Below are 9,920 nucleotides of genomic sequence, written 5' to 3'. Positions count from 1 at the left end.
GCCCACCAGGGTGAAGCGGTCCCGCAATCCCCTGCGGCGCGGGATGAGGAGGCCGCGCGCCATGCTGAGCGTGCGCGTGCGGCCGAGTCGCCCCGTTTCGATGCCGGGATGGCGCCGCGAAGCGAGGCGATGGGCGAGACCGGTGTTCCCGCCAAGGGGCCTGCCGCGGAGGGGGCGCGGAGGACCGGGGGAGAGACCGGGGACAAGAAGGTCGCTGGGCAGCGCATGGAGTCGACGTTCTCCGCGGCGCGGACGGAGCCCGGCGAGCAGGTCGAGCAGGTCGAGCAGGTCGAGCAGGTCGAACAAGGCGAGCGGCCCGGGCAGGCCGAGCAGGCCGGGCAGGGCGAGCGGCCCGGGCAGGACGCGCAGGGCGGCTGGGCCGAGCGCGCCGGGCGTGACGTGTGGGCCAAGCAGGACGCGCAGGCCCTGCGGGCCGGGCAGGTTGAGCGGGACGCGCAGGAGGCGCCGACCGGGCCGACCGCGCAGGAGGCGCAGGACGGGCTGGAGGGACAGGCCGGGGAGGACTCGCGGGAGGGGCGGCGGGATCAGCCGCGGCCTTGGCGGGCTGGGCCGGTCTCCGGGACTACGCGGCCTGACATTCCCATGGTGCCCGGGGCTTTCGGGGCTCGGTCGCCCGAGGCGCCTCGGATGGAGGCGCCCCGGCCCTGGTCGGAGGGGCTGTCCAAGCCCCGTCCTTCGGTGGAGGGGCCTGCTTGGCCGCCTCCGGCGGAGGCCGTGCCGCAGCCGCCCGCCGCGGAGGCCGCCCCGCCGGTCGAGGAGGAGGCGCCGCCGCGGGAGGTTCGGTCGCAGCCCGCTTCGCCCGTGCGGCCCCGGCCGTTGCCTCCGCCGCCCGCGCCGCCGCCGTCCGGGCCGGCGATCACGCCGCCCGACCCCGGGCACGAGGTCAGCGGCGGTGGGCTGCGGCGGCTCTTCCACGCCGTCAGCGGCGGCCACGGGGACGTGGACGCCGAGTACCAGCAGCGCCTGCAGCAGCCGTTCCACGGGACGCGCCACGTCGTCGTGCTCGGCTGCACCGGCGGGGCGGGGCAGACGGTGACCGCGCTGATGCTCGGGCACACGTTCGCGCAGCACAACGGGGAGCCCGTGGTCGCGATCGACGTCAACCCCGGGCCGGGCGCGCTGGCGCGGCGGACGCGCAGCGACACCAACGAGACGCTGACCGGGCTCATCACCCGCGCCGACCAGGTCGGCAGCCTCACCGCGATGCGCCGGTACACCTCGCAGGCCAAGTCGGGCCTCGACGTCATCGCGGCGGGCAAGAACCCGCTGCAGGCGCTCGACGACCGCGACTACGCGCTGGCCATCCGGACGATCGACAAGTTCTACTCGGTGACGCTCATCGACGCGGCCGCCGCGGTGGTCGCGCGGGTGCTGCCGTACGCCGACCAGATCGTCCTCGTGGCGCCGGCCAGCGCCGACGCGCCGCGGGCGGTCGCGATGACGTTCGAGTGGCTGGACGGCCACGGCTACGAGGAGCTGCGGTCCCGCGCGGTGACCGTCATCAACGGGGTGAGCCGCCGCAGCATGGACGACGTCGAGCAGGCCGAGGCCGTGGCGCGGGGCCGTTGCCGGGCGCTGGTCCGCATTCCGTGGGATGATCACCTGAGCATGGACCGCGCGCCGCGCAACGAGCTGAGATCGTTGCGGACGCCCACGCGGCGTGCCTATCTTGCCCTCGCCGGTGTGGTCGCCGGTGGTTTCACCGTCATGCCCGAGCGTTACCAGGAGCTTCAGCAGGAGCAGGAGGCCACGCGATGAGCGCCCCTCGCGGGCATCGACCGGAAACCGGGACGGGCCGGGCGTTCCTGGCGGGCGCGCCTCACCTGGATCACCGCCCGGACCGGAAAGACTCTCTCCGGCACCCCTGCACGGCCGCCGGGGCGCCGGGACAATGCGGGGTGGGGGTGACGGCGTGAGCAAGTCCAGCAGGCTGGCGGTGCGGTACTTCGACGACCGCGTCCTGTTCACCGACACCGCCGCCTGGGCGTACTTCCGGCTGCCGACGGTGTCGTACGAGTTCACCACCGGGGAGGAGCGCGAGGCGCTCGCCACCAACATCACCATCGCGCTCGCGGGCATCCGCATGCAGGACGCCGAGGTGCACCTGCGCATCGCGCACCGCACGTACCCGGCGGCCGACTGGGCGCTGGCGCTGGACCGGACGTCCGACGGCGGACCCGGCTGGCGGGAGTACCTGGAGGAGTCCTACGCACACGTGTGGGCCCAGGACTTCTGGACCAAGGAGGTCTACCTCGGGGTCCGGCTCGGGCCGCGCGGCATGGGCGCGCAGCTGTCGGGCGGGGTGCTGAAGCAGCTCCTCGGGTTCTACAAGCGCAGCGAGAACGTCCTCGGCGTCCACGACGACGCGATCGACAAGAAGGAGATCGGCCGCTGGACGGACCAGGCCGAGCGCGTCGGGCGGGCCCTCGGCGGGTCGGCCCTGTACGCCCGGCACGCCACCTCGACGGAGGTGGCGTGGCTGTTCCAGCACGCGGTGTCGGGGTCGCTGGCCGACCCGCCGCCGTCCGCGGTGTCGCGCCGGACGTGGGGCAAGGGCGAGATCGAGTCGCTCGTCGAGGGCGCGATCCACAACGGGCGCTCCTACCTGCGGGTGGAGCAGCCGAACTACACCGGGACGGGCGGTGCGACGGCCGCGTCCTATGTCGCGTACCTGTCGTTCGCCCGGTTCCCGGACATGATGCCGTTCCCGGACGGTGAGCCGTGGCTGCACTACGCCGACGCGCTCCCGTTCCCCGTGGAGATCAGCGCGCGGATGAAGCTGATCCCGCCGGCGAAGGCGTCCAAGGACGTCCAGCGGAAGCTGGCGCACGCCCGCGACATGGACCAGCACATCCGGGAGGCGGGCGCGGAGGCGCCGATCGCGCTGGCGGAGCAGATCGACGCGGCGCGGATGCTGGAGCACGGCATCACCAAGGAGCGGCTGCCGTTCGTGTACGGGTGGCACCGGCTGATCGTGTCCGCGGCCACCGAGGACCTCCTCGGCCAGCGGGTGGACGCCGTGGTGGAGCACTACCGCGACATCGGCATCGACGTGGTCAACTCGACCGGCGACCAGTTCTCGCTGTTCCTGGAGTCGCTGCCCGGCGACCAGATCCGGCTGAACGCCTACGCGCAGCGCCAGCCGCTGCGGACGATCGCGGGCGGCATGCCGATCGCGACCGTCGACCTGGGCGACCGTCCCGCGCCCGAGCACGACGAGGGCTGGATCGGCCCGTACATCGGGGAGACGCTCGGCCGGGCCCGGGCCATCGTGCACTTCGACCCGCTGGTCGCCGCGGCCCGCAACCGTCCGACCGCCGTCGCGATCACCGGTGAGCCGGGCGGCGGCAAGACGACGCTGGCGCTGCTGCTGATCTACCAGATGGCGCTGCGCGGCGTCACGATCGCGGCGATCGACCCGAAGGGCGACGCCGAGTCGTTGGTGGAGCTGCTGAAGGCCCGGGGCCGCAAGGCGCGGATCCTCCCGCTCGGCTCGGCGGCGCCGGGCCTGCTCGACCCATTCTCCTTCGGCGACGACCTCGCCACGAAGAAGATGATGGCGACCGAGACGCTGCGGCTGCTGCTGCCGCGCATGTCGGAGGAGCGCGAGTCCGCGATGATCCAGGCGGTCAGCGCGGTCGCCAACGCGGACCGGCCCTCCCTCGGCCGCGTCGTCGACTACCTGGAGGGCACCGACGACCCCGCGTCCAAGAACCTCGGCGCGGTGCTGCGGTCGATGTCGGAGATGAGTCTCGCGCGGCTGTGCTTCGACCCGTCCGGCGGGGAGCGCATCGACACCGCGGGCTGGACGACGGTGTTCACGCTCGGCGGCCTCACGCTGCCGGACGTCGCGATCTCCCGGGAGGACTACTCCTACGAGCAGCGGCTGTCGGTGGCGCTGATGTACCTGGTGTCGCAGTTCGCGCGGCGCCTCATGCACGGCCTCGACCGGCGGCTGCCGAAGGCGATCTTCCTGGACGAGGCGTGGGCGATCACCTCGACGCCGGAGGGCGCCAAGCTCGTGCCGGAGGTGTCGCGGATGGGGCGGTCCCGCAACACTGCGCTGATCCTCGTCTCCCAGAACGCGGGCGACCTGCTGAACGAGCAGGTCACCAACTGCCTGTCGTCGGTGTTCTCCTTCCGTTCCACCGAGCGCGTCGAGGTCGGCAACGTCATGTCGCTGCTCGGGGTGGAGGCGTCCGACGAGCACAAGGCCGTGCTGCGCAACCTCGGCAACGGCGAATGCATCTTCCGCGACCTCGACGGCCGAGCGGGACGCATCGGCGTCGACCTGATCTCCGAGGAACTGCAGCGTTGGCTGGACACCAACCCGACCCGGTCCCGTCCGGGCACGTCCGAACTGACCGCCGCGGGGGCCGAGGTCGAGGAGGTCCGCCGATGAGGGGTCCCCGGGCCGGGACGGCGCGCCTGCAGCGCTCGCCCGGCGAAGGGCTCGACCGCGCGGCGGTGCCGCGCCGCCGGGTCCGGCGGCGGCATCCGCGCGCCCGCCGCTCGGCGCTGCTGCTGATCTTCATGGCGCTGTTCATGCTGGGTCCGCTGTCGCCGGCGCTGGCGTCGATCCCGAACCCCCCGATGCCGAACGACGTGTGCAGCCCGGCGGAGAACCCGGCGCCGGAGCAGTACGGGTCGGGCACCGACGGCATGATCAAGCCGCCGGACTACCCGAGCGAGAAGCTGAAGAACACCCCGGTCGAGAACCTGACGTACTACGACCGCTACGGCATGGCCGGGCAGTACTGGTACGCGGTCGACATGGGCTGCTCGGACGCGATGTCCATGATGGGCAACGCGGTCGCGAACACGGTGTTCACGCTCGTCCGGGCGATCGACCGGACCACGATCAGCGTCTACCAGGCGGCGGCGTCGCCGTCGCTGCTCGATTGGCTGAAGGACACCGTCGACGGCGTCATCAGCGACATGGGCGAGACGTTCAACGCGCGCTACTGGTCGTGGGTGGTCATCCTCGGGGCGATGTGGCTGGCGTGGTGGGGCCTCGTCCGCAAGCGGGCCAGCAAGGTCACCGAGGGCGTCATCTGGATGGTCGTCGCGATGGTGGCGCTCGTGTGGCTCATCGCGCGCCCGTCGGACTTCACGACGCTGGGGACGCAGACGTCGGAGGCGACGAGCGCCGCGTTCAACGCGGCGTTGCCGCAGAGCAACACCGGGGGAGGGGTGTGCATACCGACCCCCGGCGGCCGGGCCGACCCGGCGTCTGCGGAGAGTTTGGACGAGACGTCCCGCAACGCGAACAAGCTGTGGGTGGCGCTCGTCTGCAAACCGTGGCTGCAGGGCCAGTTCGGCACGACCGATCCCAATGCGGCGATCGTGAAGGAGAACGCCGACAAGCTGCTGTGGTCGCAGGCGGTCGACCTGCCGGAGGCCCACGGCCCGAACAACGAGGCCGATCTCGGGAAGAAGGCCGACGCCTACAAGGACGTCGCCGACAACATCAGGGAAGAGCATCCCGGGGCGTATCCGCTGTTCCAGGGCAAGAACTGGGAGAACCGGCTGGCGGTCGCGTTCGGCGGCCTGTTCGCGGCGCTCGTCGCCGGCATCCTGATCATGGTGATCGCGATCGCGCTGATCGTGGTGAAGATCGCGTTCCTGCTGCTGCTGGTGGCGGGGCCGATCTTCCTCGGCATCGGCATCCATCCGGGCATCGGCCGGGTGATCGCGATCAGATGGCTGGAACTGCTGCTGTCGATGCTGCTGAAACAGGCGGCGCTGATCGGGGTCCTGTCGCTGCTGCTGTGGGCGTATGGGCTGATCCTCGGTGAGACGCTGCCGTGGGGCCTGCAGATCCTGCTGATCGCGCTGGTGACGTTCGCGGCGTTCATCTACCGCCGGCCGTTCCAGCACCTGTTCTCGGCCGTCGGCTACGGCGCGGTCGGGTCGCGGGAGAAGAGCGAGGCGCAGCTGAACCGGTCCGTCGCCGAGGCGCGCCGCAGCACGCTTGCGGCGGCGACCGCGGCGACCGGCGGGGCCGGGGCGGGCATCGCCCGCTGGGCGCGGCGCGAGGCGACCTCCGAGGCGGGGGCCCCGGCGACCCAGGGCGACGCGGTGCCGGGCACCGTGATCGCGGCCGACCGGCGCGGCGCCGGCGCGGGCGAGGGCCCGTCGCCGGAGGAGGCGCCGGTCCTCGCGGCCAAGCCGCGCGGCGCGGGTGCCGCGGCGGCGCAGCAGGGCCGGTCCCGGCGCGGTGCGCCGCCGCTGAACCTGCCGTCCCGCGCGGGCGCGTCCGCCGACCGCGACGCGGACGGCGGCGTGACGGCCGGCGCCGGCGCCGGCGCCGGCGCGGGTGTCGCGGGCGGCGTCGCCGGTGCCAGGGCGGGCGGCGGCGGACGCAAGACCGCGGGTGCGGGCTCCGGCACGGGCAGCGCCCGCCCGACCTCCTGGACGGGACGCGGCGGGACCGGTGGCGGCGGCGTCACCGGCGGCGGCGGTTCGGGCGGCGGCCGTGGCGGTTCGGGCGGCGGTTCCGGGGGCGGTTCGGGCGGCGGTTCCGGCGGCAACGGCGCGGGTGGAGGCGGCGGCTGGTTCGGCGGCGGCGGACGCTCGTCCGGCGCCAACGACCGCGGCCGGTCACGTCCGGGCGGCGGCTCGGGCGGCTCCGGCGGCGGCTCCGGTGGTTCGGGCGGCGGATCGAACGTCCCCGGGCCGCGGCCCGGCGCGGGCGGCGGCGCCCCCGCGGCGTCCCAGCCGCAGGCCGGCCGCCGGCAGCCCCCGCCACTCTGGAACCGGCGCGGCGGCTCCCAGGAGGACCCGCCGATCCCGTTCTGGCTGCGCCCGGTGGACCGCCCGTCCGGTGACCAGGGCCGCGACGAGTGACCCTCGCCCGGCAGGTCCCCCGAGGATGAGAAGACCCAGCGATGAACCTGAATGACCGGCGGCGGAAGCTGCTCTTCGCGGGGCTCGTGGTGGTGCTCGCGGTCATCGGCGTGTACCTGACGGTCGCCGCGCCCGCGGGCGAGCCGGACGGCGCGCAGGCCCGTCCGAGCGCCGCGCCCGCCACCGCAGCCCCGACGGGCCCCGCCTCGCCGCCGCCCGGCATCGAAGGCACGGTCGACCCGGGCGATTTCGACATCTACCGCCTGCTGCCGTTCTCCCGCCAGGAGTTCGCGAGTGCCGCCGACCTCGCGCAGCGGTTCGTCTCCGCCTACGGCACGTACCGCTTCGACGAGACGCCGCAGACCTACGCCGCCCGGCTGTCGGGCCTGGCCACCGACGAGCTCGGCGCCCAGCTCGAACGGGACGCGGCGACCCCCGGCCTGCTGGAGGAGCGGCGCCGGAACGAGGTCGTCGCGGAGAGCACGGCCACCCTCGACCAGGTGCGCAACATCGAGAACAACTCGGTCGTGTTCGTGGTGACGGGCATCCAGAAGGTCACCAAGGGCGGCCGCGAGAGCAGCGACACCAAGCGCTACGCGGTGACGGTCGCGCGGGACGGCGGCTCGCTGAAGGTGTACGCCTTCCAGCCCGCGGACGTGGGCCAGGCGGGTGACACCGGATGACGACCCGCCGCATGCTGCTCGCCGGGGCGCTCGGCGTCGCGTCGCTGCTGTTCGTCGGGGTCGTCTTCATCCCGATCCTGTTCGGCGCGAGCCAGTTCATGTTCGGCGGCGGGGTCACGTCCAACTGCGTGGACGTCACGGAGGCCGGGGCGCAGCCCGCCGCGGCGGACGACGCGCAGGCCGTCCCGTCGAACTACCTCGACCTCTACCGGAAGGCTGGCGAGAAGTACGGCATCCCGTGGAACGTCCTCGCGGCCGTCGGCAAGGTCGAGACCGACCACGGCAGGTCGAGGCTCCCGGGCGTGAGCAGCGGCGAGAACTACGCGGGCGCCGGCGGCCCCATGCAGTTCCTCGCCCCGACGTTCAAGGCGTACGGGGTCGACGGGAACGGCGACGGACGCAAGGACCGCTACGACCCGGAGGACGCGATCCCGTCCGCCGCCAACTACCTGAAGGCGTCCGGTGCCCCGGAGCGCATGCGGACCGCCATCTTCGCCTACAACCATTCGTGGGACTACGTGAACCTCGTCTTGGACTGGGCGAAGCGGTACGTCGGCGGCGAGTTCGAGGTCGTCCAGGCGAACGGCATCAACTGCGAGGACAACGAGCTGCCCGCGGACGTCGGCGGTCTCGTCCAGCGGATCATCAAGTTCGCGATGGCGCAGCGCGGCAAGCCCTACGTGTTCGGCGCGAACGGACCCGACGCGTGGGACTGCTCCAGCCTCATCCAGGGCGCCTACCGGACGGTCGGCCTCGACATCCCCCGCACGACCTTCCAGCAGTGGCCGTTCGGCGTGAAGGTCGACAAGGGCAAGGAGCAGCCCGGCGACCTGGTGTTCTTCAACTCGGGTCCGGGCACGTCGGCGAACAACCCCGGCCACGTCGGGATGGTGATCGGCGACAACAAGATGATCGTGGCGAGCTGCTCGACGTGCGTCCCCGCGATCGGCGTGAAGCCCTACAAGCGCTCCGACTGGATCGGCACGACCCGTCCGCTGGCCCGCCCCGACTTCAAGCGCAAGGTCGGCGAGCTGGCCGCCGCCCGCCCCGGCGGCTGACCATCGCCGTCCAGGGGGACAAGACGGCCGACACCCGCCACCCCGACACGGGCGCGAAGCCGGCCCCTGACGTCCCGGGCCTCCTGGCGTCCGTCCCTCGCGGACTCGGCGGCACACCGCACCGCCGGATAATGCGGCGGGGAATGGCGGCACCCCGTGGCATGCTGATCCGCGTGGAGCCCGAGCTGACGATCCGCCTCGCCGACGAGTTGCTGATGTTCCTGCCCGCCGCCCGGCGGGCCCGCGTGAGCCGCGTCGCCTGCGACGGGAGCTCGACGCTGGGGCATCTCGTGGAGTCGCTCGGGGTGCCGCTGCCCGAGGCCGGTCCGATGACGATCGGCGGCGAGCCGGCCGACCCGTCGACCCGCCCGGCCGCCGGCACCGAAGTCCACGTGGAGCCGGTGCCGCGCCCGCAGCCCGTCCCGCTGGAACCGGGACAGGACGCCCCGCGCTTCCTCCTCGACGTGCACCTGGGCACGCTCGCCCGCCGGATGCGCCTCCTCGGCCTCGACACCGCCTACCACAACGACATGGACGACCCGGCGCTGGTCGTCCAGGCCAACGAGGAGGGGCGCGTCCTGCTCACCCAGGATCGCGGTCTCCTCCGCCGCCGCGCCCTGTGGTTCGGCGCCTACGTCCGCGGGACCCGCCCGGACGACCAGCTCCGCGACGTGCTGGACCGGTTCGCGCCCGTCCTGCACCCCTGGACCCGCTGCACCGCCTGCAACGGCGAACTCGTCCCGGTCGACAAGCAGGAGATCGAGAACCACCTTGAGGCGGGGACGCGCCGCTCCTATGACGTCTACGGCCGCTGCGCGGCCTGCGGCCAGCTCTACTGGCGCGGCGCACACGGCGACCACCTCGAGAAGATCGTCGAGGACGCGACACACCTACTCGGAGGCCCGCGATGAGAAGGGAGCCGGGCATCGACCTGGTCGTAGTGGGGGCCGCGATCATCTCCAAGGGCCGGCTCCTGGCCGCCCAACGCGCCGAGCCGCCCCACATGGCCGGCGGCTGGGAGCTCCCCGGCGGCAAGGTGGACCCAGGCGAATCTGACGAGGACGCCCTGATCCGCGAATGCCACGAAGAACTGGGCATCAAGATCCGCCTACAGGACCGAATAGGCGGCGACTGGCCCCTCGGCGCCCGAACCGTCCTCCGCGTATGGACCGCCAACATAATCGAAGGCGCCCCAAAGCCCCTAGAACACCTGGCCCTACGCTGGCTAGCCCCAACCGAGCTCTACGAAGTCGACTGGCTACCAGGCGACCGCCCAGTAATAGAAGCCCTATCAACCCACCCCCTAACC

At 73.0% G+C, this 9,920-nt stretch carries 7 protein-coding genes; all 7 read left to right on the top strand.

Annotation, left to right across the window (positions count from 1 at the left end; translation table 11 throughout):
- The first annotated feature begins 108 nt into the window (after window positions 1-108).
- Window positions 109-1,779 (top strand): hypothetical protein, encoded by a 1,671-nt coding sequence (locus E1200_RS33985; protein ID WP_165950467.1) that lies wholly within the window; start codon window positions 109-111, stop codon window positions 1,777-1,779.
- Window positions 1,780-1,933: 154 nt separating this feature from the next.
- Complete coding sequence (locus E1200_RS26545) at window positions 1,934-4,423, top strand: ATP-binding protein (RefSeq protein ID WP_243708847.1); 2,490 nt, start codon at window positions 1,934-1,936, stop codon at window positions 4,421-4,423.
- Entirely contained in the window at window positions 4,420-6,870 is a 2,451-nt protein-coding gene (locus E1200_RS26540; RefSeq protein WP_131954804.1) for a type IV secretion system protein, read from the top strand. The genes E1200_RS26545 and E1200_RS26540 overlap by 4 nt, the downstream gene beginning before the upstream one ends.
- 41 nt (window positions 6,871-6,911) lie before the next feature.
- Window positions 6,912-7,553, top strand: coding sequence for a hypothetical protein (locus E1200_RS26535; RefSeq protein WP_131954803.1), 642 nt, complete (start codon window positions 6,912-6,914; stop codon window positions 7,551-7,553).
- Window positions 7,550-8,611 (top strand): NlpC/P60 family protein, encoded by a 1,062-nt coding sequence (locus E1200_RS26530; protein ID WP_131954802.1) that lies wholly within the window; start codon window positions 7,550-7,552, stop codon window positions 8,609-8,611. The genes E1200_RS26535 and E1200_RS26530 overlap by 4 nt, the downstream gene beginning before the upstream one ends.
- Before the next feature lie 143 nt (window positions 8,612-8,754).
- Window positions 8,755-9,522 (top strand): Mut7-C RNAse domain-containing protein, encoded by a 768-nt coding sequence (locus E1200_RS26525; RefSeq protein WP_131954801.1) that lies wholly within the window; start codon window positions 8,755-8,757, stop codon window positions 9,520-9,522.
- On the top strand, window positions 9,519-9,920 hold a 402-nt coding region (locus E1200_RS26520; RefSeq protein ID WP_131954800.1), incomplete at its 3' end, for a (deoxy)nucleoside triphosphate pyrophosphohydrolase. The genes E1200_RS26525 and E1200_RS26520, both read left to right, overlap by 4 nt.

Source organism: Actinomadura sp. GC306 (genome assembly GCF_004348665.1).
Classification (GTDB): domain Bacteria; phylum Actinomycetota; class Actinomycetes; order Streptosporangiales; family Streptosporangiaceae; genus Spirillospora.
Note: the sequence above shows the minus strand (reverse complement) of the source record. Positions and strands in the feature narration are given on the sequence as shown.

Bases quoted from the DNA above. Each gene is read 5' to 3' on its own strand.
- E1200_RS26530 (WP_131954802.1), top strand. From the start codon at position 7,550: ATGACGACCCGCCGCATGCTGCTCGCCGGGGCGCTCGGCGTCGCGTCG.
- E1200_RS26525 (WP_131954801.1), top strand. From the start codon at position 8,755: ATGGCGGCACCCCGTGGCATGCTGATCCGCGTGGAGCCCGAGCTGACG.
- E1200_RS26540 (WP_131954804.1), top strand. From the start codon at position 4,420: ATGAGGGGTCCCCGGGCCGGGACGGCGCGCCTGCAGCGCTCGCCCGGC.
- E1200_RS33985 (WP_165950467.1), top strand. From the start codon at position 109: ATGGCGCCGCGAAGCGAGGCGATGGGCGAGACCGGTGTTCCCGCCAAG.
- E1200_RS26535 (WP_131954803.1), top strand. From the start codon at position 6,912: ATGAACCTGAATGACCGGCGGCGGAAGCTGCTCTTCGCGGGGCTCGTG.